The 22,284-nt window shown below is 72.1% G+C and carries 21 protein-coding genes, 2 pseudogenes and 1 riboswitch; of the genes and pseudogenes, 13 read left to right on the top strand and 10 right to left on the bottom strand.

Going from position 1 to position 22,284, the window contains the following annotated elements:
* Window positions 1-2: 2 nt before the first annotated feature.
* Window positions 3-119, top strand: a complete 117-nt coding sequence (locus AB0J57_RS03115) for a DUF6126 family protein (protein ID WP_366126161.1) — start codon at window positions 3-5, stop codon at window positions 117-119.
* 4 nt (window positions 120-123) lie between these two features.
* Here the strand turns inward: AB0J57_RS03115 and AB0J57_RS03110 are convergent, their stop codons facing one another.
* Window positions 124-936, bottom strand: a complete 813-nt coding sequence (locus AB0J57_RS03110) for a tyrosine-protein phosphatase (RefSeq protein ID WP_366126160.1) — start codon at window positions 934-936, stop codon at window positions 124-126.
* A gap of 546 nt (window positions 937-1,482) precedes the next feature.
* Window positions 1,483-1,640, top strand: a riboswitch (cyclic di-AMP (ydaO/yuaA leader).
* Between the two features lie 4 nt (window positions 1,641-1,644).
* Here AB0J57_RS03110 and AB0J57_RS03105 point away from each other — a divergent pair.
* Window positions 1,645-2,529 (top strand): LysM peptidoglycan-binding domain-containing M23 family metallopeptidase, encoded by an 885-nt coding sequence (locus AB0J57_RS03105; RefSeq protein WP_366126159.1) that lies wholly within the window; start codon window positions 1,645-1,647, stop codon window positions 2,527-2,529.
* Between the two features lie 185 nt (window positions 2,530-2,714).
* Window positions 2,715-3,509: an SGNH/GDSL hydrolase family protein gene (locus AB0J57_RS03100; RefSeq protein ID WP_366126158.1), complete on the top strand. Its 795-nt coding sequence runs from the start codon at window positions 2,715-2,717 to the stop codon at window positions 3,507-3,509.
* Between the two features lie 354 nt (window positions 3,510-3,863).
* Here AB0J57_RS03100 and AB0J57_RS03095 read toward each other — a convergent pair.
* Window positions 3,864-4,448: pseudogene (locus AB0J57_RS03095) on the bottom strand (TetR family transcriptional regulator C-terminal domain-containing protein); the annotation flags it as partial.
* Between the two features lie 23 nt (window positions 4,449-4,471).
* Window positions 4,472-5,023 (bottom strand): carboxymuconolactone decarboxylase family protein, encoded by a 552-nt coding sequence (locus tag AB0J57_RS03090; RefSeq protein ID WP_366126157.1) that lies wholly within the window; start codon window positions 5,021-5,023, stop codon window positions 4,472-4,474.
* Window positions 5,024-5,209: 186 nt separating this feature from the next.
* Here AB0J57_RS03090 and AB0J57_RS03085 point away from each other — a divergent pair, with 186 nt between their 5' ends.
* Window positions 5,210-6,370, top strand: a complete 1,161-nt coding sequence (locus tag AB0J57_RS03085) for an MBL fold metallo-hydrolase (RefSeq protein ID WP_366126156.1) — start codon at window positions 5,210-5,212, stop codon at window positions 6,368-6,370.
* A 51-nt stretch (window positions 6,371-6,421) separates the two neighbouring features.
* On the opposite strand, the gene AB0J57_RS03080 is transcribed toward AB0J57_RS03085, so the two are convergent.
* Complete coding sequence (locus AB0J57_RS03080; protein WP_366126155.1) at window positions 6,422-7,066, bottom strand: TOPRIM nucleotidyl transferase/hydrolase domain-containing protein; 645 nt, start codon at window positions 7,064-7,066, stop codon at window positions 6,422-6,424.
* Window positions 7,067-7,297: 231 nt separating this feature from the next.
* Here AB0J57_RS03080 and AB0J57_RS03075 point away from each other — a divergent pair, with 231 nt between their 5' ends.
* The 3 genes and pseudogenes from AB0J57_RS03075 (at window position 7,298) to AB0J57_RS03065 (ending at window position 9,368) form a co-directional block, all read left to right on the top strand.
* Window positions 7,298-8,146 carry a serine hydrolase gene (locus tag AB0J57_RS03075; protein WP_366126459.1) on the top strand — a complete coding sequence of 283 codons (849 nt, stop codon included), beginning with the start codon at window positions 7,298-7,300 and terminating at the stop codon, window positions 8,144-8,146.
* Between the two features lie 131 nt (window positions 8,147-8,277).
* Window positions 8,278-8,456, top strand: a pseudogene (locus AB0J57_RS03070) (LysR family transcriptional regulator); the annotation flags it as partial.
* Window positions 8,457-8,504: 48 nt separating this feature from the next.
* Window positions 8,505-9,368, top strand: a complete 864-nt coding sequence (locus AB0J57_RS03065) for an MOSC N-terminal beta barrel domain-containing protein (RefSeq protein WP_366126154.1) — start codon at window positions 8,505-8,507, stop codon at window positions 9,366-9,368.
* Window positions 9,369-9,410: 42 nt separating this feature from the next.
* Here the strand turns inward: AB0J57_RS03065 and AB0J57_RS03060 are convergent, their stop codons facing one another.
* From AB0J57_RS03060 to AB0J57_RS03040, 5 genes are all read right to left on the bottom strand, one after another.
* On the bottom strand, window positions 9,411-10,556 hold the full coding sequence (locus AB0J57_RS03060) for a DUF6596 domain-containing protein (RefSeq protein WP_366126458.1): 1,146 nt from the start codon (window positions 10,554-10,556) through the stop codon (window positions 9,411-9,413).
* Window positions 10,557-10,564: 8 nt separating this feature from the next.
* A complete protein-coding gene (locus tag AB0J57_RS03055) occupies window positions 10,565-10,972 on the bottom strand; it encodes a YciI family protein (protein ID WP_366126153.1) in 408 nt (135 codons plus the stop codon).
* 182 nt (window positions 10,973-11,154) lie between these two features.
* Entirely contained in the window at window positions 11,155-14,379 is a 3,225-nt protein-coding gene (locus AB0J57_RS03050) for an amidohydrolase family protein (RefSeq protein ID WP_366126457.1), read from the bottom strand.
* A gap of 167 nt (window positions 14,380-14,546) precedes the next feature.
* Complete coding sequence (locus tag AB0J57_RS03045; protein ID WP_366126152.1) at window positions 14,547-15,197, bottom strand: hypothetical protein; 651 nt, start codon at window positions 15,195-15,197, stop codon at window positions 14,547-14,549.
* Window positions 15,198-15,306: 109 nt separating this feature from the next.
* Window positions 15,307-15,489 carry a hypothetical protein gene (locus AB0J57_RS03040; RefSeq protein ID WP_366126151.1) on the bottom strand — a complete coding sequence of 61 codons (183 nt, stop codon included), beginning with the start codon at window positions 15,487-15,489 and terminating at the stop codon, window positions 15,307-15,309.
* Between the two features lie 230 nt (window positions 15,490-15,719).
* On the opposite strand from AB0J57_RS03040, the gene AB0J57_RS03035 reads away from it, so the two are divergent.
* The 6 genes from AB0J57_RS03035 (at window position 15,720) to AB0J57_RS03010 (ending at window position 20,550) form a co-directional block, all read left to right on the top strand.
* Window positions 15,720-16,256, top strand: coding sequence for a GNAT family N-acetyltransferase (locus AB0J57_RS03035; protein WP_366126150.1), 537 nt, complete (start codon window positions 15,720-15,722; stop codon window positions 16,254-16,256).
* Between the two features lie 472 nt (window positions 16,257-16,728).
* A complete protein-coding gene (locus AB0J57_RS03030) occupies window positions 16,729-18,549 on the top strand; it encodes an ATP-binding protein (protein WP_366126149.1) in 1,821 nt (606 codons plus the stop codon).
* Window positions 18,550-18,556: 7 nt separating this feature from the next.
* Window positions 18,557-18,991, top strand: coding sequence for a roadblock/LC7 domain-containing protein (locus tag AB0J57_RS03025; protein WP_366126148.1), 435 nt, complete (start codon window positions 18,557-18,559; stop codon window positions 18,989-18,991).
* 2 nt (window positions 18,992-18,993) lie between these two features.
* Entirely contained in the window at window positions 18,994-19,365 is a 372-nt protein-coding gene (locus AB0J57_RS03020) for a DUF742 domain-containing protein (RefSeq protein WP_366126147.1), read from the top strand.
* Window positions 19,343-19,981: an ATP/GTP-binding protein gene (locus AB0J57_RS03015; protein ID WP_366126146.1), complete on the top strand. Its 639-nt coding sequence runs from the start codon at window positions 19,343-19,345 to the stop codon at window positions 19,979-19,981. The genes AB0J57_RS03020 and AB0J57_RS03015 overlap by 23 nt, the downstream gene beginning before the upstream one ends.
* Window positions 19,978-20,550, top strand: a complete 573-nt coding sequence (locus AB0J57_RS03010; RefSeq protein WP_366126145.1) for a GAF domain-containing protein — start codon at window positions 19,978-19,980, stop codon at window positions 20,548-20,550. The genes AB0J57_RS03015 and AB0J57_RS03010 overlap by 4 nt, the downstream gene beginning before the upstream one ends.
* A 123-nt stretch (window positions 20,551-20,673) precedes the next feature.
* On the opposite strand, the gene AB0J57_RS03005 is transcribed toward AB0J57_RS03010, so the two are convergent.
* Window positions 20,674-21,870: an acyl-CoA dehydrogenase family protein gene (locus AB0J57_RS03005; RefSeq protein WP_366126144.1), complete on the bottom strand. Its 1,197-nt coding sequence runs from the start codon at window positions 21,868-21,870 to the stop codon at window positions 20,674-20,676.
* Between the last annotated feature and the right edge of the window lie 414 nt (window positions 21,871-22,284).

The following is a 22,284-nucleotide window of genomic DNA, read 5'->3' as shown; positions in this document are numbered from 1 at the left end:
CCATGTCTCAGGAACGGACGTTCCCCGTAGGACTCGTCGTCCGGCTCTTCGCCTACCTGGTGGCGGGCCACCTCTTCGCCGCGTTCCTCTACCTGCTGTTCGCCCTGGGGGCGGAATGAGGGCTCAGTCCTGGTCGAGGAGGCGCTCGCGCAGCCGCTCGCGCGTCTCCGGGGAGAGCTTCAGCCCCTCGGTCAGGTAGCGCTCGGTCGAGCCCCAGGTCTCCTCGATCGTCGAGAAGGCCGCCGACAGGTACTCGAGGCGGGCTTCGAAGAGCGGGCTGAGCAGCTCCAGCACCTCGGGCGACATGCCGGCCGGGGAGTTGTCGCTGCGGCGCACCTTGTACCGGCGGCTCGGGTCGTTGGACTTGAGGTAGTCCTCCTCGATGGCCTCCCGCTCGACGCCGACGGCCAGGAGGGACACCGCGATGGACAGCCCCGCCCGGTCCTTGCCGGCCGCGCAGTGCATCAGGGCCGGGACGCTGTCCTCGGCGAGCGCGTGCAGGACACGGCTGTGCTCGGCGGTGCGCTCCTTGATGATCACGCGGTACGAGGCCGTCATCCGGGCCGCCGCCTTGCCGTCCGCCAGTATCGACCGGAGCTGGTCGAGGTCGCCGTCACGGACCATGGTCCAGAACTCGGCGCCGTCGGCCGGGTCGGACAGGGGGATGTTCACATTCCGCACGCCGGGCAGCTCGACGTCCGGGCCTTCCAGCTTCTGGTCGGCGGCGTTGCGGAAGTCGAAGATCGTGTGCAGGCCGAGGCCCGCGAGGAAGGCGGCGTCCTCGCCCGTCGCGTGCGCGAGGTGCCCGCTGCGGTAGAGCCTGCCGTGCCGCACCCGCCGGCCGTCCACGGTCGGGAGCCCGCCGACGTCGCGGAAGTTGCGCACCCCGGTCAGCTCGGGCTCGATCGACGGGACCTGCGGCAGCGGCTGCGTCACGGGGGCTCCTGACGTGTCTGCGGTCGGCGTCGGCCGCCGACGATGTCGCGGTCCGACGATACGACATCGGTGCGTCGGACGATCAATGTCCGTGCACGTCGCACATCCGTTGCCCCTTGTCACGCTCGGTACCCGGCATAGCGGGATGCCTTATTACGGCATTTTGCCCCTTTATGGTTGCGTTCGGGTGTCGCGTCCGGACGGTGCTCGCCCGGCGGGTGGATTGGTGGCTCTCGTCGCACTCGCCAAGGAATGGCACTTCTGTCCGTATTGGGTCATTGGATATAACGTGCCCTGGTAGCAAGGGGGATGGGCGCGCCCACGTGAGCAGCGTCATAACCGTGACCGTCCGTGGCGGGATGCCGTTCATAAACTCCGTGCCCACAACGGGAATTCATGATCCGCAATCCACGGAGGGTGACCGGAATTCCGTGGCGGCCACACCGCGGAGAATGCCGATAAGAATGCGGCGGCTTGTTCACGCCGACCCGGCTCGCTTACGGTCACGGCAATCCGGCCGGACCGCCGAATCCTGCCGCCGGTCGGAATTCGCACCCACCCACGCGTGGCAGGAGCGGGGGACCCAGGTAGTACGCCGACCCCGGAATTCCGGGACCGGCTCGGGGTGAAGTCGCGTCCATGGCGCGGCCGGACAACTCCAGTCCGAACCCGACAGCTCACCTCGCAGGCGCCGGAGAGGAATTCGCCATGCCCGCGAAGGGTAAGCACCGCCGTCCCAAGTCCAGCTCCATTACGCGTGGTTTCGTCGCCGCCGGTACGGGTGGCGCCGCCATCGCCCTGCCGCTGTTCGGCGCCACCGGCGCGCACGCCGCCGCCCCGGCCACCGCCCCGCAGCAGGCCGTCGCCGCCGCCCAGGCCGCCCCCGAGGCCGCCGCCCCGGCGAAGAAGGCCGCGCCGCGCACGTACACCGTGGTCGCCGGCGACTACCTCTCCAAGATCGCCCGCAACAAGAACGTCAAGGGCGGCTGGCAGAAGCTGTACCAGGACAACCGCCAGGTCATCGGCGAGGACCCGTCGCTGATCCTCCCGGGCATGAAGCTCACGCTCGGCGCCAAGTCGACGGCCGCCCCGGCGAAGAAGGCCGCCCCGGCGAAGCCGAAGGCCGACGACACCCGCACCGAGAGCCGCGCCTCGCGCTCCGCCGCCAAGGCCGAGGCCCCGGCCGTCTCGGGCTTCACCGCCCCGGTCTCCGCCGGTGTCTCCACGCCGTACCGCGCCTCCGGCTCCATGTGGTCCTCCGGTTACCACACCGGTGTCGACTTCGCGGCCCCCTCCGGCACCAGCGTCAAGGCCATCGGCGCCGGCACCGTCGTCTCGGCCGGCTGGAGCGGCGCGTACGGCAACGAGGTCGTCATCCAGCACGCGGACGGCAACTACTCGCAGTACGCCCACATGTCCTCCCTCTCCGTCTCCTCCGGCCAGACCGTGAGCGGGGGCCAGGAGATCGGGCTGGTCGGCTCCACCGGCAACTCCTCCGGCCCGCACCTCCACATGGAGGTCCGGACCAGCCCCAGCTACGGCTCGGACATCGACCCGCTGGCGTACCTCCGCCAGCACGGCGTCGCCATCTGACGCCTCCGCTTCCGAACGGCGCTCCGCCCGGCACCGCCTCCCGGTGCCGGGCGGAGCCGTATCCCCGGACGTATTGCGTGTGTATTCCGTGCTTGGGTGAATCTTGACCGGTGGCAAACATCACCCCCCGTCAACCCCTCCTTACGGTCGCGTAGGTCACATCTCCCGGTGAAAGATGTGCTCCCGTGGCAGACGATTCGACATTCAGAGACAGTGACGTATTCGGGTCGTACGCGGCGATCGGTGACAGCTTCACCGAGGGCGTCGGAGACCCTGGGCCCGACGGAACGTTCGTCGGCTGGGCGGACCGCCTCGCGGTGCTGCTCGCCGACCGGCTCCCGGAGCCCGAGGACTTCCGGTACGCCAACCTCGCCGTACGGGGGCGCCTCCTGGACCAGATCGTGGAGGAGCAGGTCCCGCGGGCCAAGGAACTGGCCCCGGACCTGGTGACCTTCTGCGCCGGCGGCAACGACATCATCCGGCCGGGCAGCGACCCGGACGACGTCGCCGAGCGCTTCGAACGGGCCGTCGCCGACCTGACGTCCGCAGTCGGCACGGTCCTGGTGACCACCGGGTTCGACACCCGGGGCGTGCCGGTGCTGCGCCACCTGCGCGGCAAGATCGCCACGTACAACGGGCACGTGCGCGCCGTCGCGGACCGGTACGGCTGCCCGGTGCTGGACCTGTGGTCCCTCAAGACCGTGCAGGACAGGCGCGCTTGGGACGACGACCGGCTGCACCTGTCGCCCGAGGGCCACACGCGCGTGGCGCTCCGGGCCGGCCAGGTCCTGGGCGTGGAGGTCCCCGCCGACCCGGACCAGCCCTGGCCGCCGCTGCCGCCGCGCGGGCCCCTCGAATTGCGCCGCGACGACATCCACTGGGCCCGCGAGTACCTGGTCCCCTGGATCGGCCGCCGCCTGCGCGGCGAGTCCTCCGGCGACCACGTCACGGCCAAGCGCCCGGACCTGCTACCGCTGTAGGCCGCCGCACCCGGCGGGTGCTCCCCCGTGCCTGCCCTTCAGGCGGGACCGCGCCCGAGGGCGGGCGATGAGGCGTCGCGGGGCCGGGCGGTGAGGTGTCGGGGGAGGGCCGGGCGATCAGGCGTCGGGGGTGCCGGGTGTGCCGGGGGTGCACGGGATCCCGGGTGTGGCCGGAGTGCCCGGGGGCTTGACGGTGCTGGAGGCCCTGGGGTTCTGGGGGAGGGCGGTCGCCTCAGGGGCGCCGGGCACGCCGGGCGTCCCGCGAGCGCCGGGCGGCATGTGGCCCTCGGCGACCCGGCCGCGCCCACCCGGCGTACCGCGTGGGCCCGGAGCGCCGGGAATGCCGTCCGGGTGGCCGAGTTCGCGGGCGAGGGCCTCGTCCGCCCAGGCGAGCATGACGGCGCGGGAGTACGTCGCCGCGTACGCGGTCATCTGCACGGCGAGGCCGTCCAGGAACGCGGTCAGCCGCCAGGCGGCCGCCGCGGGATCCTCGCAGCGGAACTCGCCCGCCGCCGCGCCCTCGGCGATCACCTCGGCGATCGCCGCCTTCCACTGCCGGTCGAGGTCCTGGGCGACCTCCCGCAGCGCGGGCTGGCGCAGGCCCGCCGCCCAGCCCTCGATCCACAGGCGCCACCCCTTGGCCCGGCCCGTCGGCGCGTACCAGTGCACGGCCGCCCGCAGCCGGCGGGCCGCCGTCGTCCGGCGGCCCAGCAGCCGGCGCAGATGCGCGAGATCGCCCTCGGCGGCGTACGCGAACGCGGCCGCCACGAGCTTCTCCTTGGTCGAGAAGTGGTACAGCACCAGTGCGTTGCTCACCCCCAGCGCGGACGCCACATCGGCGATCCGCACCGCGGCCGGACCCCGCGCCTCGATCTGCTCGACGGCGGCCCGCAGCAGCTCCTCCCGCCGCTCGGCCACGCTCAACCGCACTCTGCCCACGCCGCCACACTAGGGCGTGTCCGTCACCGGCGCTGGAGCTCGCAGTGGTCCTTGAAGCCCTGGCTGGTCAGCCCCAGCGCGGAGTTCAGGCGGGAGCGCATGTTCTCCAGCGCCACCATCGCGGTCAGCTCCACGAACGCCGGCTCGCCGAGCGCCTTGCGCAGCCGCTCCGCGAGGTCGTCGCCGACGGTCGGCGGGTTGGCGGTCATCGCCTCGGCGTACTCCAGGACATCGCGCTCCAGCGCGGTGTACGCGTCGCTGTCGCGCCACACCGGCAGGTCGCGCAGCTTGCGTGCGTCCACGCCGCGCCGGGTGCTCTCCCAGTACCCGAAGTCCATGCACCAACTGCACCCGATGGAGGCGGCCGAGGCGAGCTCGGCCAGCGCCTTGAGGTGCGGGTCGAGCTTGTTCCACCTCGCGACGGCCAGCTCGAACCGCAGGGTCGCGCGCAGGACGCGCCCGTTGTGCCCCATGGCGAGGACCGGTTCGAGGACCTTCCCGTACGTACGCTTCGCGTACCACTCGACGGCGCGGAAGAGGAGCGTGCGCGGTGGGGTGAGCGAGACGCGGGCCATGGTGTGCCTCCTGAGGTGGTGAACGTGCCTTCCACCGTCATGACGGACGCCGGGGTCCCCGGTGTGACATCGCGCTCCAGCCGGGCGTGATCCCGCGCTGTCGTACCGTCCGCCCATAATGGGGGGACCCTCACTCCTGGAGGTTCCGTGACCGGCGCCGGCTCCCCGCACCCGCTGCTTTCCCGAATGCGTTCCCTGCGCCCCGCCGCCTTCGGCGCGGACCCCACCGGAGAGCGGATGGAGCGGATCCGCCGCTCGCCGAACTTCGTGGACGGAGTGTTCCGCAACCCGGTGGGAACCAGGCACAGACCCTCCGGCTCCACCGTGGAGTTCGCGAAGATCTACTTCGAGAAGGACTCACGGGCGCGCCGGGCCCCGTCCGGACCGATACCCGTGCACGCCACCACCGTCGCCGACCTGGCCCCGCCTCCCGCCACCGGGCTGCGGCTGACCTGGATGGGCCACTCCAGCGTGCTCGCCGAGATCGACGGCCACCGGGTCCTGTTCGACCCGGTGTGGGGGGAGCGCTGCTCGCCCTTCTCCTTCGCCGGACCCAAGCGGCTGCACCCCGCCCCGGTGCCGCTCGCCGCGCTCGGACCGGTCGACGTCGTCGTCATCTCCCACGACCACTACGACCACCTCGACCTCCCCTCCATCCGCGCCCTCGCCACCACGGACACGCTCTTCGCCGTACCCCTCGGCATCGGTGCCCATCTGGAGCACTGGGGCGTGCCCGCCTCCCGGGTGCGCGAACTGGACTGGAACGAGTCGACAGAGGTCGGCGGCCTCCGCCTGACCGCCACCCCGGCCCGTCACTTCTGCGGGCGCGGCCTGCGCAACCAGCAGCACACCCTGTGGGCGTCCTGGTCCGTCGCCGGGCCCGAGCACCGCGTCTACCACAGCGGCGACACCGGCTACTTCGAGGGCTTCCGGGACATCGGCGCCGAACACGGCCCGTTCGACGCCACGATGATCCAGATCGGTGCGTACAGCGAGTACTGGCCGGACATCCACATGACCCCGGACGAGGGCGTACGGGCCCACCTCGACCTCCAGGGAGGCAAGCCGCACGGCGTGCTCCTGCCGATCCACTGGGGCACCTTCAACCTCGCCCCGCACGCGTGGGCGGAGCCGGGGGAGTGGACCAGGGACGTGGCGGAAGAGGCCGGCCAGGCGGTGGCCTGCCCACGGCCCGGCGAGCCCTTCGAGCCCACCGGCAAGCTCCCCACGGACCCCTGGTGGCGTGCGGTTTCCCACCCCATCACGCGCCCGTGGCGCCGCCCCGAGCCGCCGCGGACCCCGGTGGAGCCCCGGAGCGGCGATCTCGACTTCGCGGGCGACCGCTGACGTCGGCCGCTGACGTGGCCGCTGACGTCGGCCGGGCTGTCCTGGAGTGCGTCACCCGAGGCTGACGTCGTCCGCCGGTCGGAGGCTGGTCAGCAGGCTGTCGAGTGGTGCGGGTACGCGGTCGGGGGCGAGGGCCTCGACGAGGACGCGGCCGTAGTGGATCTTGCGCCCCTTCTTCGTGCCGAAGAAGCGCCGCAACTGCTGCTGTGAGGTGCGGCCCTGCTGTGCGGGCTGACGCAGGAACGTCCGCAGAGGGCGCACGTCGCCCTCCGCCCGGATGAGCTCCTCCACCCGTGTCACGCCCAGCGCGCGGATGAGCTCGTCCTCCAGATCCGCCGCGCAGACGAAGAACCCCTGCTGCGCGGCACCGGCCCGCTCCAGGGCGCGGGCGTAGTAACGGCGCTCCCTCTCGTCGCACAGTCCCGTGAGGTGGAGGCCCAGGCCGGGCGGCCCGAGGAGCTCGGCGAAACGCCCGACGCTCATCGCACCGCCGATCGACAGGACGCAGACGCCTTCGGCCGCCAGGTCCCGGCCGCGGCTCGCGGCCAGCGCGTCGACCGCCGCGACGTCGCTCGGCCCTTCCAGCAGGACCGCCGCCCGGACGGGCAGTCGCGCGGCCAGCTCGCGCGCGCGGTCACCGGGACCGCCGGCGGCCCACGCGATGACCGCTTCCCGGAACGCCCCCATGTCAGCCATGCGACGAGTCTCCGCCTTCGCCGGTCACCGCGCCAAACGATTTCTCCCGGCTCTGCCGGGCCCAACCGTCGTCACTCTTTCGAGGGCTTCCGGCGGGCGGTGTGCATCCCTGGGGCCGGCCGGTGTGTCTTGCCGGTAGCGGTTCATTCGAGCAGCGCCGCCGCGGCTGCATGTACGGGAGCTTTGACTGTGAACAGCAGGACCTTCAGCCGCTTGGGGGCGGTACACGTCATCACCTGCGCCACGCTGGCGGCCGGGGCGGCCCTCGCCCCGGCTCAGGCGGCCGCGGCCCCGGTACGGGGACCGTCGATCACTGCCAAGGGTGGCTTCGTGATGAACGCCGGCACCGGTACCGCCCTGTACGGGAAGGCGGCCGACCGCCGCCTTCCCACCGGATCGACGGCCAAGATCATGACCGCCCATGTGGTCCTCGCGCAGAAGAACCTCGACCTGGATGCGAAGGTCACCGTCCAGATGGCGTACAGCGACTACATCGTGGCCAAGACCGCCTCGTCGGCACGGCTCATCGTGGGTGACAAAGTGACCGTCCGTCAGCTCCTGTACGGGCTGATGCTGCCCTCCGGGTGCGACGCCGCGTACGCCCTGGCCGACACCTACGGCACCGGCTCCACCCGGCAGGCCCGCGTCAAGTCGTTCGTCGGGAAGATGAACGCCGCGGCCACCAACCTGGGGCTGAAGAACACCCACTTCGACTCCTTCGACGGCATCGGCAATGGCAAGAACTACTCAACACCGCGTGATCTGACCAGGCTTGCGAACCAGGCGATGAAGAACCCGACATTCCGCGCCATCGTGAAGACGAAGTCGACCAAGCAGAGGGTGACGACGAAGAAGGGCGGCTACCGCGATATGAAATGGAGCAACACGAACAAGCTGCTCGGCACATATCGGGGAGCCGTCGGGGTCAAGACCGGCTCCGGCCCTGAGGCCAAGTACTGCCTGGTCTTCGCCGCCACCCGAAACGGCAAGACGGTGATCGGCACGGTCCTGGCCTCCTCTTCGGAGGCCAACCGCAACGCGGACGCGGCCAAGCTCCTGGACCACGGATTCAGGAAGTAGTAGCCGCATTGGCCACGGCAGGCTGGTCTTGAGTCCGTCCGTCGCTCGAGACCAGCCTGAGCCAGTACCAGTGCCAGTGCCAGTGCGTGTGCCTGAGCCCGCGCCGCACCTCGCCGTCCCCGAGGAGTCCAGCGGGCATCGGCGCCGCCGAAAGCCCCGACCGGTCATGGCGGGAAGCCCGCACTGCCCTCCCGATCGCCCGGAAGACCTGGAGACCCTGGACGCCTACTGCGCCACCGGCTCCTTCCGCCGGGCCGCCGACCTCCTCCACCTCCACCACAGCAGCGTGGCCCGCCGGCTCGAACAGCTCACCTCGGACTGATGTTCTAGCCTGGTCGTCGATCAAAGGAGGCGGCACATGGCCGACGTCGTGGATCTGATCTGCTACCCCGTCAAGGGGTGCGCGGGCACGTCGATGAGCGATGCGCTCCTCACCCCGGCGGGCCTCGCCCACGACCGCACCTTCATGGTCATCAGCGAGGACGGGATCTACCGCACCCAGCGCCGTCACCCGCGTCTCGCCCTCATCCGACCCACCGTCAGCGCCGACGGCACCCGGCTCACGCTCGACTCGGCCGACCCGACAGCCCGCCACGGCACCGTGCACCTCGACGTGACCACGTCCGCACCGCGCCGTGACGTCGACCTGTTCGGCGCCGCCTTCCAGGGCATCGACCAGGGCGACGACGCCGCCACCTGGATCTCGGAGGTCCTCGGCACCCCCAGCCGCCTGGTCCGCGTCCCCCCGGAACACGACCGGATCGCCGACGGCCTGACCCCCGGCCCCTCCGCCTACGCCGACAGCAGCGCGGTGCACCTGCTGGCCCGCTCCTCCCTCACCCTCCTCAACCGGCGCATGGCCGAGCGCGGCGCCCCACCCCTGCCCATGAACCGCTTCCGCCCCAACATCGTCATCGACAACCGCCCCGGCCACGGCGGTGACTGGGCCGCCGAACCCCACACCGAGGACCGCGCCCGCCGCCTCACCATCGGCGAAACCGAGCTGGGCTACACCAAACTCGCGATCCGCTGCGCCGTCACCCTCGTCCAGCAGGAAGCCGGCTCCCGGCAGGGCCCCGAGCCGCTGCGCACCCTCGCCACCTACCGCCGATCGGCCCACGGGGGCGTGGTGTTCGGTACGAAGTTCTCCGTCATACGGCCGGGCAAACTCTCGGTCGGCGACGAGGTGGTCGTCCAGGAGTGGGGCGACGCCGAACCGTAGCGGGCGATGCCCGCTCGGCGGGGAATTCCGGGGCGCGACCCGTCAGGGACGTCGTAGGGCGTTGAGCCGGGCGGCCTGGCGCGTCAGGTGGTCGCGCTCCGCGAGGTTGGGTGCCTTTCGGGCCGCCTCGGCGTACAGCCGTGCCGCCGTCGCCAGGTCGCCGTCGCGCTCGTGGAGATACGCCGCCACCGCGGCGTGGCGGGGCAGCAAGGCGTCCAGCGCCGCGAGCGCGGCCAGCCCGGCACGCGGTCCGTCGGCCTCACCGACCGCCACCGCGCGGTTGAGCCGGACGACCGGGCTGTCGGTCAGGCGCACGAGCTCGTCGTACCACTCGACGATCTGCACCCAGTCGGTCTCCCCGGCGGTGGGCGCGTCGGCGTGGAGTGCCGCGATGGCGGCCTGGGCCTGGAACTCGCCCAGCCGGTCGCGGGCGAGTGCCGCCTGGAGGATCTCGACGCCCTCGGCGATCAGCTCGGTGTCCCACCGACTGCGGTCCTGCTCGGCGAGCGGCACCAGGCTGCCGTCGGGCGCGGTCCGGGCGGCGCGCCGGGCGTGGTGGAGCAGCATGAGGGCGAGCAGCCCCGCCACCTCGGGGTGGTCGACCTGGGCCGCGAGCTGCCGGGTGAGCCGGATGGCCTCGGCGGCGAGGTCGACGTCGCCGGAGTAGCCCTCGTTGAAGACCAGGTAGAGGACGCGCAGCACGGTGGCGACGTCGCCGGGCCGGTCGAACTGCACGCCGGAGACGGTGCGCTTGGCACGGCTGATGCGCTGCGCCATGGTCGCCTCGGGTACCAGGTAGGCCTGGGCGATCTGCCGGGTGGTGAGCCCGCCGACCGCCCGCAGGGTGAGCGCGATCGCCGACGACGGCGTCAGCGACGGGTGGGCGCACAGGAAGTAGAGCTGGAGCGTGTCGTCCACCGCGGGCGCGGGCCCGGGCGCCGGCTGCTCGTCGACGAGGTCCTCACGTCGGCGGCGGGCGGCGTCCGCCCGGGTCTGGTCGAGGAACTTGCGCCAGGCCACGGTGACCAGCCAGCCCTTCGGGTCCCGCGGCAGGTCTGCGGGCCAGACGCGGACCGCCTCGACCAGCGCGTCCTGCACGGCGTCCTCGGCCGCCGCGAAGTCGGCTCCGCGGCGGACGAGGATGGCGAGCACGCTTGGCGTGAGGCTCCTGAGCAGGGCCTCGTCCATCGAGGAGGTCACTCCGTGATGGTGGGCGACACGCCATAGAACGGGCGCAGCTCCAGCCACTCGTGGATCGGCTTCCCGCCCGCCCCGGGGGCGGCCGACAGCTCCCCGGCCAGCTCGACGGCGCGCTCGTAGCTGTCGACGTCGATCACCATCCAGCCGGCGATGAGGTCCTTGGTCTCGGCGAACGGCCCGTCGGTGACCGGCGGGCGCCCCTCACCGTCGTAGCGCACCCACGCCCCCTCGGGGGCGAGCGCCTGACCGTCGACGAACTCGCCGGTCTTCTCCAGCCGGGCCGCGAAGTCGTTCATGTACTGCATGTGCGCCGAGATCTCCTCCGGCGTCCACTGGTCCATGGGCACGTCGTTGACCGGAGCCGGAGCGCCGCGGTAGTGCTTGAGCAGCAAGTACTTGGCCATCGTGTATCTCCTCGGTGCTGATGCGGCCCATTGTGGTCGCGTTCATGGCGGGGACGGAGCCAGGCACAGGTTCTCGACATCGTCGGCCGAAATTTTTTTGACCGGCGATGGAGCGGGCCGACGCACGGCTTCGAGGAAGAACCCGACGCGGGCGCCTCAGCCCGGGCTGCGGTGTTCGTGCGTCACTGTGCGGCACCTTCCTCCGCGGGCGAGCAGCAGCCGTCCTGGCGCATGGCGCGGCCGACGTCCAGCCAGTCCCGCGCGCCTCGTCGGTCGGCCGGCGGCTGGAACGCCCGGACGAGGGCGGCCGTCTCGTGGGGCACCCCGGCCTTGAGCACCGAGACCGTGCGGATCAGCGAGCTGAAGTCCGTGAAGGGATCGCCGTCCACCACCGTGAGGTCCGCGACCTTGCCCACCTCCAGCGTGCCCAGGTCGCGGTCCAGGGCGAACGCCCGCGCGGGGAGCAGGGTCGCCGTTCCAAGGGCCTCGGCGGGGGAGAGGCCGCCCAGGTGGAGTGCCCGGAGGTTCAGGTGCAGGGACAGGCCGACCGGGACGATCGGGGCGTCCGTGCCCAGCGCGACCAGGCCGCCGGACGCCAGTACGCGCCGGTACACCTCGATCTCCGTACGCAGCGTCTCCAGTCGCGCGTCGCTCGGCGGCTGGGCGGACGTCTGCCGCACGAGCGCGGAGTCCCACGGCGGCATGATCGACGTGACCCGTTCGTCCCGTACGAGAGCGGGATCGGAGCCCATCAGCCACGACGCCGTGAACGGTGTGGCGATCAGGGTGAAACCGCCGCCGGGGGCGGTGTAGAGCTCCCGCACGTCCTGGTACGCCCGGCCGGCGGCCGACACCGCGTGGCCGGCCTCGCCGCGCTGGGTGGCTTGCAGGTGGGTGGTCAGGTCCTGGCCCGTCTGCATTCCGGGCGAGCAGAAGTGGCTGCCCACGCGCACCCCGAGCCGTTCATGGGCGAACCGTGCCGCCTCCTCCATCACCCAGCCCGGGGCCCTGACGTACGTCTTGACCACGTCCCAGTCGAGCGCGGCGCCCCGTTCCAGCGACCGGCGCAGCCCCTCGCGCGTGAGGTGTGCCCTGCCCATGCTGTACGCCACCCGGGAGCCGTCCAGCAGTTCGCCGCAGGTGAGCAGCCGTGGGCCCGCCAACTGCCCGGCGTCGACCGCCTCCCGGATGCGGGCCTGCTCGTGGGCGAACCCGCCGAGCGACACGGCGGTCGTGATGCCGTACGCCAGTTGGCAGGCGGTCTGCCGGCCGCCGTACGTGTACTGCCAGGGGTGGGTGTGCGCGTCCCACAGCCCGGGAAGCACCGTCCGGTCCGAGGCATCCACCCGCCGCGCCGCCGGCCTCGCGCGACCCGGCCGGTGCGGTTCCACCGCCGCGACGCGTCCGCCGCGTACGACGACGTCGACGTCCTCCCGCACCGACGCGTCGCCACCCGCGCCGTCCCAGAACCGGCCCGCGTGCACGACGGTGCCGGCCGGCTCGGGCCGCCGGTAGTCCAGCGGTACGCGCACGGTGCGCGATCCGCGCCCGTCGATGCCGGTCAACCGCAGCCGGGTGCCGGACAGGTACAGCAGCGTGCGGGAGTCGCCGGACCAGGAGGGGTGATCGGCCGGCTCGGTGGAGAGCGTACGCAGGGGGCCCGCCGGGCGGCCGTCCGCCGTCACCGGCAGCAGGCACAGGGCGGACTCCGCGATCAGCGCCATCCAGCGGCCGTCGGGCGACCACACGGGCCCGGAGCCGTACCGGTCGGAGATCGAGGTGTGCGGCGCGACGGCGTGCAGCCGGGCCGCGCCGCTCGCGGCGTCCACGACCCGGACGAGGTTGTAGCCCTCGCGGAACCGCTGGTTCAGCCGGTTGCGGTCGCACAGTGCGAGGAAACGGCCGTCCGGGGACCAACTGGGCCGGCCGGGCAGACCGCCGCCGCCCAGCGGGGCCGCCAGGACTCGCTCGGTGCCCGTGGACAGGTCCTTCACGACGAGGCGGCCGGTCAGGTCGAGGCACGCGAGCCGGCCGCCGTCGGGGGAGAGGGCCGGATGGACCCGCCCGCCGGTCGCCAGCGCCGTGCGCGTACCCGTGGCGAGGTCGTGGCGGTACACCCCGAGCAGGCCGTCGCTGTCGTCCGCGTACACCAGCGACTCTCCGTCGGGCGCCCATGCCGGCCCGAGGAGGTAGCGCGTCGCCTCCGCCCGCACGAGCCGGCGCGGCGGACGGCCGCCCGTCGTGTCGGCCAGCCAGAGGGAGTTCAGCGCGGCGAAGGCGATCCGGCGTCCGTCGGGCGCCAGCGCCGGCAGGTGGATGCCCCGGACCGGGCGCGTCCGGCCGCCGTCGAAGTCGTGCCTCTTGGGCCGGTAGCGCGGCCGGCGGACCGGCAGGGTCCCCTCGAAGGGGATCGGCTCCAGGGCACCGGGCGCCTCGGGACGTACGAGGGTGAACCGGCCGTCCACCGTGAGCAGAAGCTCACCCCCGGCGGTCCACCGAGGTGGCACGGGCGCGATATCCCCGGCGACGGCCACCGGCTCGCCGTCCACGACCAGCGTGCACGCGCCGTGGGGCGCCGGGGTGACGCGCAGGTACGCCAGCCGCCGCCCGTCCGGCGACAGGGCGGGGGTCATCACCTGGGCGGCGGCGGTCTCGGCGTGCACCGCACTCACCGGCCCGCTGCCGTCCGCCGGTACGGACACCACGGTCCGGGCCTCCAGGGACGTCCCCGAGGTGGTGGTCGTCAAAGCTGCCCGTACGAACACGATCCGCTCGCCGTCCGGCGACCAGGACGGGTCGAAGTCCTCCCAGCGGCCGTCCTGAAGCGGACCGTCCTGCCCCGGCAGACCGCTGACGGCGGTGAGCGCGCCGGTGCGCAGGTCCAGTACCCGGATGCGGTACGGGGCGCCGGTGACGGGGTCGCCGCCGCGTTCGGAGGCGAAGGCGATCCGCGTCCCGTCGGGGGACCAGGCGGGGCCCCGGTCGTCCCACGGTCCGTCGGTGCGCCGGCGCACGTCCGAGCCGTCGGGCCGCATGGTCCACACGTGGAAGGCCCCGTCCTGGTACGCGCAGAAGGCGATCAGGGAGCCGTCGGGGGAGTACACGGGGCGGTTGGGTTCCAGCTCGGCTGGGGTGAGCGCGACGGCGGTGCCGCCCGTGCGGGGCAACGACCAGAGGACGTGCTGCACTTCGGCGATCAGCCGGTCGCCGGAAGGCGCGATGTCGGCCGCCCCGTTGGTGGCGGCGGTGTACCGCAGGGAGACGACCTGGTCCCGAGCCGCCACGGCCGCGGCCGCCGCCGGCGACACCAGCACGGCTCCCGCCGCCGTTCCGGCGCCCGCGAGGAAACGGCGGCGCGACAGCGCATCCGTGGCACCCGTGGTCGTCCCGGTCTCCGCCCGGCCCATCCCTCTGGCGTTCAACAGTCCTCCCACTCAAGGAAGCCGGCTCCGCCCGGTCGTGGCCGCCCGGAGTACCGAAGCCGACACGGAGCACATGATCCCGCACGGAAGGCGCCGACGAGCGCGGACACCACATCTCGGGCCCCCAGAGGACCCATCCCGACGCGAAATCTTCAGGTCAGCTTGAAGAAGAGTGTGTCCTGGGTGTACCAGTCGATGTTCTTCGTGGCGTACTCCCATGCCTCGTGTTCCTGGTCGAGCTTGTCGATGAGCTCCTGGATGTCGTACCGGAAGCCCTGGTCCATGCGATCCAGGACGGCGCGGTACGCGTCCGCGGCGGCCTTCGTCCTGGCCAGCGGAAGGTGGCCGATGGCCGGGTAGCCGTCCATCGAGTACGGGACATAGGGGAAGTCGTCGGGGAGCCCGCCGTAGAGATAGCCGTGGGGCAGGAGGTCGGCAGGCACGTCGAGGCGGCTCATCTCCTCGTCGACCAGGCTGAAGAACGTGCTGGGCTTGGAGTAGGTGCCCAGGTGGGCCGGGTCGGAGGCGTTGTGGTCGATGATGTGCTGAAGCGCGGCGTGGTACGCGTTGCCCGAACAGGGCGCCTCCGAGTCCGTGCGCCCGGCTATGAGGTGGTCGAGCGCCTCGGGGATGGACAGGCCCCAGTCGACGCCCTGGCGGTCGAGGTCGTCCTGCTGGGCCTGGGCGTCCTTACGCATGCCGTCGAGGCGACGCCGCTGCTCCGCCGTCAGGTCGCCCTTGCTGCCCAGGTAGGCCAGGACGTCGGCCTTGTCGGCGGTGGAGTACGCGATGTTGTGACTCATGACCGCAATGCTGCCAGTCGCCACTGACAATCCCCGGCCGGCGAGGGGACCCGTCGGCGCCGGCGACGGGACCGCCCCCCACGCCGCCGTCGTCCGACCGCGTCGTGCCCTACGCGTGCGCCGCGGCCGTATCGTCCCCGTCCTCCGGGGCCTCGACGGAGCCCATGACGTCCGCGCTGTTCGACGGCCCGTCAGGGGTGGCCGCCTCGGCGGCCGGTGGCGCGGGGCTGAGGGCGGCGATCGCCGTTCCGACGACGAGGGACGCGACGGCGAGCATGCTGCGCTTCTTCATGCCCAGTTCAACCGCCTTCCCCCGAACGGCGTCACGTCGACAGACCCTTCGAACACACGTCGCCCGACTCCGGCCCGAGTGCACCCGTGTTGTAATGTGCGCTAATGACTAGCAGCTATTACATGGGTGAGTTAACGGTCCCGGAGCTCGTCAGGATCTGGGCATCCGGCTGGGCAGTGTCACGGCGCACTCCCCGGCCCGTAGAGAAACCCTGGGGCCTCTGCCTCGAGGTGGGCGCCCCGAACCAGGTCGCCCGTCATGTCCTGCCGTACGCACATGAGTCGGCGGTCCGCCGGGCCGCCTCCTCGGTGACCGTGCCGCACACCTGGCTCAAGGTCCCGACGGATCCGCAGGTGGCCGGGGAGTGGCTCCCGCGCGGCTGGGTGGCGGACCGGGCGGAGTCCGGCCACCTGATGGCGGTGGACCTGCGCGCCACGGACCCTGTGGCGCCATCGGGTTACGCCGCCTCCGTGGAGACGCGCGACGGTGTCACGTACATGCTGGTGCGCGATGCGTCGGGCGGCCATGCCGCCCAAGGGCAAATGGCCCTCCTCGGCGACGCCACGGTCATCGACCGTGTGGTGACCCATGAAGCCCACCGCCGCCGGGGCCTGGGCGGCTTCGTGATGCGTTCCCTCGTCGACCTCGCCGTGGCCGACGGAGCGACGCTCGGCGTCCTGGGCGCGACGGACGAGGGCCGCGCCCTCTACGAGACGCTGGGCTGGCAGACGTACGCGCCCCTGGCCGCCTGCGTCTACCGCCCGTGACGTCCGTGAAAGCCGTGGCGCGCCCCGCCCCACGGGACGTGGCGCGGCGCGAACCCGACTCGTAACGAAAGCCGGCTGTCAAGGGCCGCGTCCAGGACAGCGCCGAGGCCCGGCGACGAGGGGACCGGCGGCGCCGCCGGAGACGTGAGGAAGGCCGGGGCGGCCGCCCCGGCGCCCGCGAGGAGCGCGATGGTGACCCCCGGCGCGGCGCACTGTGCCGGGGTGCGGGGCACGGCGTGTCGGCCAGGCGGGAATTTCGGGCGGCCGTACGAGGCCTCATACCAGAGCGGGACGCTTGGCGGGCAAGTTTGTCAACTGCGCATCGCACATGCCGGTTTGACGACTACCGTGTGTGGCCGGTGATCAACGGCGGGCTCATGCGACGCATGGCGTGCCCGCTCTGGCACCGAAGCCGAACATCCGTTTAGTACGCCGAATCCTGTTCCTGGGGCCCCACGTACCAAGGACGCTGATGTCTCAACTTCGCGCACCCGCCGCGCGGCCGGACCGCCGTGAAGGCGGGCGGCACGGCCGGCCAGGCGCCCGTTCCCTGTCGTACACCGGGAGGTCGCGCTCCTCGTCCCCCTCTCCTGAAGTCCGCATACGACCCCAACTCCTGCGCGCCGCCGTACTGCCCGCCGTCGTGGTCGCACTCGGCGGGGCGGCCGCCGTACTGTTCACGATCCGATCCACCGGTGCCCACCCGTCGCCCGCTCTGTGGGCCGCGCTCGCCGCCTCCGCGGCGCTCGCCGTCGCCGCCGTCGCCGCGGCCGTGCTGGGCGCCAACCGCGTGGCCACGGCCGTGCTGGACCGGTGCGACGCCCTGCGGCGGCGCAGCGCGCGCGGCCAGAACGAGCTGCGCGCCCTGGTCGAGCAGCTCCGCCGCGGGGAGCGCCCGCCCGCCCGTCAGGGCTCGCCGCTTCCTTCCGTGGGCGGCGACGAGTTCGAGCTCCTGACCGAGGAGCTGAGCCGTGCCCACGAGGTGGCGGTGACGACCGTCGTGCAGGCGTCCCGGCTGTCCAGCAGCGTCGGCAACGAGCAGAAGGTCGAGGTCTTCGTCAACCTCGCCCGGCGCCTCCAGTCCCTCGTCCACCGCGAGATCCAGCTCCTCGACGAGCTGGAGAACGAGGTCGAGGACCCCGAGCTGCTCAAGGGCCTGTTCCACATCGACCACCTGGCCACCCGCATCCGCCGGCACGCCGAGAACCTCGCCGTACTGGGCGGGGCCATCTCGCGCCGCCAGTGGTCCAACCCGGTCAGCATGACGGAGGTGCTGCGTTCCTCCATCGCGGAGGTCGAGCACTACCCGCGGGTCAAGCTCGTACCGCCGATCGACGGCACCCTGCGCGGCCACGCGGTCGCCGACGTCATCCACCTCCTCGCCGAACTCGTCGAGAACGCCACGCTGTTCTCCGCGCCGCACACCCCGGTGCTGCTGCGGGCGCAGTACGTCACGGCCGGGCTCGCCGTCGAGGTCGAGGACCGGGGCCTGGGCATGTCCGTCACCGAGCAGAACAAGATGAACGCCCTGCTCACCGACCCGGACCAGGTGAATGTGGCCCACCTGCTCCAGGACGGCCGGATCGGGCTGTTCGTCGTCTCGGCGCTCGCCCGCAGGCACGGCATCGCCGTACGCCTCCAGTCCAACATCTACGGCGGCGTCCAGGCCGTACTGGTGCTGCCCCAGGGCCTGCTCGGCGCCGACCCCGACGGGCTCTCGCCGGCCGAACGCCAGGCCAGGCTCCAGACGGGCCACGAACCCGGCCACGAGCCCACCCACCAGCCGGGCCACGAGCCCGCCCTGGAGGCCGGACACCTGGCCTCCGGCCCCCCGCCGCGCATCCCCGGCGAGGTCACGGCCCCCGAGCCCGTGCACCGCAAGCCCGTCCACGCGGCCACCGCCCCGCCCATGCTCCCGCACCAGCAGAGCGGCAACGCGCCCCTTCCCGTACGCGGCGAACGGCCGGACCGGCCGAACCCCGCGGCGGGGGCGGGGACGCCCGGCACCCCGGGCCGCCCCCAACTGCCCAAGCGCCGCGCCCAGGAGCACCTCGTCCCGCAGCTCCGGGACGAGCCCACCCCGCGCAAGACCGACGACGACGCCCTGCACGACCCGGGCCTCATGGCGGCCTTCCGGCGCGGCATCGGCCTGGCCGAGTCCATGCCCCCGGCCACCCGGGACGCGCACCACCCCGAACGACCGGGAAACTCCGAACGACCGGGACACCTCGAACACGCGGGACACCCCGAACACCCGGAACCGCAACGACACGACGAAGCGCACAAGGAGTAGATGCACCATGGCGAGCGATGTGCCGACCGGCCATTCCTCGGATCTCGACTGGCTGCTCAGCGGCCTGGTCCAGCGGGTGCCGTACACCCGCAGCGCGGTTCTGCTCTCCTCGGACGGCCTGGTGAAATCGGTGCACGGCCTCGACGCCGACAGCGCCGACCACATGGCGGCCCTGGCCTCCGGTCTGTACTCCCTCGGCCGCAGCGCCGGTACGCGCTTCGGCGACGACGGCGAGGTCCGCCAGGTGGTCGTCGAACTCGACTCCACCCTGCTGTTCGTCTCGACCGCCGGAACCGGCACCTGCCTTGCGGTGCTCGCCGGCCGGGAGACGGACGCGGCGGTCCTCGGATACGAGATGACGATGCTGGTGAAGAGCGTGCGGCCCTACCTGGTCACGCCGGCCAGACAAGCGGCGGCGGCGCCGGGCGGCACGGGACGCTGACCGTGCCCCGGCGACAGGACGGCCCCTGGGTCGACGACGCGGCCGGCCGGCTCATCCGCCCGTACACGGTGAGCGGCGGCCGCACCCGGCCGACGGCGGCGCTGGACCTGCTCTCCCTGGTGATGGCCACCGGGACCGCGCCCCAGGCGCACCTCGGCCCCGAGCACACCACGGCCCTCCGGCTGTGCCACGGGCCGACCTCGGTGGCCGAGATCGCCGCGCACTTACGGCTGCCCGCCGTGGTCACCAAAGTGCTGCTCTCGGACCTCGTGGACTGTGGGGCGCTGACCGCGCGGGCGCCCCGCTTCCACGACACCCCCACCGACCGTTCCTTGCTGGAGGCAGTGCTCGATGGCCTACGACGACGGCTCTGAGGAGCGACCAGAGGACCGCGACGACCACCACGACGTCTTCCCCACCGCCCTGAAGATCCTCGTCGCGGGCGGCTTCGGGGTGGGCAAGACGACGTTCGTGGGGGCGGTCAGTGAGATCGAACCGCTGAGTACCGAGGAACTGCTCACCACCGTGAGCGCCGCGACCGACAGCCTGGAGGGCGTGGAGCGCAAGACGACCACCACGGTCGCCATGGACTTCGGCCGCATCAGCATCGACGACCGGCACGTGCTCTACCTCTTCGGCACGCCCGGCCAGGAACGCTTCTGGTTCATGTGGGACGAGCTGTCCGAGGGCGCCCTCGGAGCGGTCGTCCTCGCCGACACCCGGCGCCTCCAGGCGTCCTTCTCGGCGGTGGACTTCTTCGAGCGGCGCGGCATCCGGTTCCTGGTCGCGGTGAACGAGTTCGACGGCTCCTACCGCTACGAACCGGAGGAGGTACGGGCGGCGATCGACCTCAAGCCGGAGGTGCCGGTCGTCATGTGCGACGCCCGGATCGCCAGCTCCGGGATCCAGACCCTGGTCACCCTCGTCCAGCACCTGCTGGACACCAACCCGGCCCCGGCACCGGCGCCGAGCTACGGAGCACCGACATGACGTATGACCCCACCGGCCACCTGCTGCTCACCCCCGTCGACCGGGAGGCCCCGCTGCGCGTCCAGCGGCTGCGCCAGCTCGGCATCGGGGACCGGCCGGACCCCGACTTCGACGCGTTCGCGGAGAAGCTCGCGAAGGTGACCGGCGCGCCCTACTCGATGGTCAACTTCATCGACGAGAACCAGCAGTTCTTCGCGGGCCTGCACACGCCGAACGGCACGCACAGGACGGAGCAGCTCAGCGCCACGGCGGCCGCCGGCGGCGGCGTCAGCCGGTACATGGCCCGCGACCACGGCTACTGCCCGCACGTGGTCGTACGGCGCAAGGCGCTGGTCCTGGAGGACGTCTGCGACTATCCGCGGTTCGCCGGGAACCCGGTGGTCGACGAGATCGGCATCCGCTCCTACCTGGGCGCGCCCCTGATCGACCGTACGGGCACGGCCCTCGGCACGATCTGCGTGGTCGACACCGAGCCCCGGCCGTGGGGGCGGCCGGGGCTGGAGACCATCAAGTCGCTCGCCGCCGAGCTGGTGGAGCAGATCCACCGCCGGGAGGACAGCCGCCTGTGACGTCCCGAGGGGCGTGACGTCCCGAGGGGGAGGGGGCCGGGGCGTGACGTTCCCGAGGGGGGCGAGGGGTGCCGGGGCGCGTCGTGCACGCTTCCCCGGGGACGTCACGCCGGCCGTGCCGGACTACAGGGCGGGTTCCATCCGGACGACGTCGGCGAGCCGCTCGGACCACTGCCCCTTAGCCGTGCCCAGGGCGACCTCGGCGAGCCGCAGCAGTTGGATGTCGGACGTGCCGGCCGGGGCGAAGATGTGGTGCGCGTCGCGCAGGTAGCGCTCGATGGGCCGGTCGGTGAAGAGCCCGGCCGCCGCGTGGATCTCCATGGCGTTGCGCGCCGAGTCCAGGGCCGACTCGACGTTGACCAGCTTGGCGTTCATCAGCTCCGCGTCGCAGGGCAGCCCCGCGTCGAGCAGGTGCACCGCGTGGTACGCCGCGAGCCGGGCGGTCATCAGCCGCGACTGGATCTGGCCCAGCTTGAGCTTCACCGAGGGCAGTTCGTGCAGGGGCTTGCCGTACCGGTGGCGCTCCTCGCAGAACCTGGTGGTCTCCTCCAGGATGGCCCGGTGCAGGCCGAGGGAGACGGCGGTGAGGTTGGCCCGGCCGTAGAGCACGCTGGAGGAGTACGCGACCGCCAGGCCGTCGCCCTCGTCGCCGAGCCGGTTGGCCGCCGGGACGCGGCAGTTGTCGAAGAACAGCTCGCCGAAGCTGAAACCGTGCAGGCCCATGGTGGGTTTCTGGTCACCCACCCGGAAACCCGGCCGGTCGGCCTCCACGAGGAAGGCCGTCAGCCCCTTGGAGCCGGGGCCCGTCCGTACGACGACCCCGTGCAGGTCACCGACGTGGCTGTTGCCGACGTACACCTTTCGGCCGTTCAGGAGGTAGTCGTCCCCGTCACGCACCGCGGTGGCGCTCATGCCCAGTACATGGCCGCCCGACTCGGGTTCGGTGACCGCGATGGTCGGCAGGCACTCGCCCGCCGCGATGGCCGGCAGCCAGGTCTTCTTCTGCTCGTCGGTGCCGAAGTGGACGATCTTGGCGGCGCCGAGCTGTGAGGCCTGCACCATGGCGCCCATGGCGCCGCTGACCCGGGACAGCTCCTCGATGATGATCGTCTTTCCGAGATGGCCCACGCCCATCCCGCCGTAGTCCCTGCTGATGGTCGCGCCCAGCCAGCCCTGGCGGGCGATGCGCCGGGACAGGTCGTGGTGGACCGACCGGGCCGCCTCCATGGCCGGTATCAGCGGCCGGACCTCGCTCTCCGCGAAGTGCCGAACGTGCCCCCGTAGCTGGTGATGCAGTCGACTGGCGAAGTACCCGTCCATGCGAGCCCTCCTCTGCGAAACGCCTGCTCGCGCGGTTGTTCGAGCAGATGGTGCATCGGCAGTGGTCCCGTCCCGAACAGGCCGACCACCTCATGGTGTTGATCATTCCGGAACGGTTCAATGCGGTCGCCAACTCTGGCCGAATCAGGGGGCATTGACGTTTGATTAGAAGTATGTGTCACGTGGTAGTGGCCTGTCCGGTCCTATCCGAAGGGCATTCCCCCAGCGCTTCTTTCTGCCACATGCCAAGGGCAAAGGTTTCGTGGGCATATGGCGCCGGGGGACGGGCCTTCACCCCATGGATGCACAGGTGCCCCACGGGTACACGTCTGCCGGATCGATTCAGCGTGAATGTCGACCGAAACAGTTCCGTACGTGAGCGGGAACTGCGCTGTCCTGTAGGCCCCTGGCGCG

Origin of the sequence: Streptomyces sp. NPDC049837 (genome assembly GCF_040674455.1) — a bacterium.
GTDB lineage: Bacteria > Actinomycetota > Actinomycetes > Streptomycetales > Streptomycetaceae > Streptomyces.
Note: the sequence above shows the minus strand (reverse complement) of the source record. Positions and strands in the feature narration are given on the sequence as shown.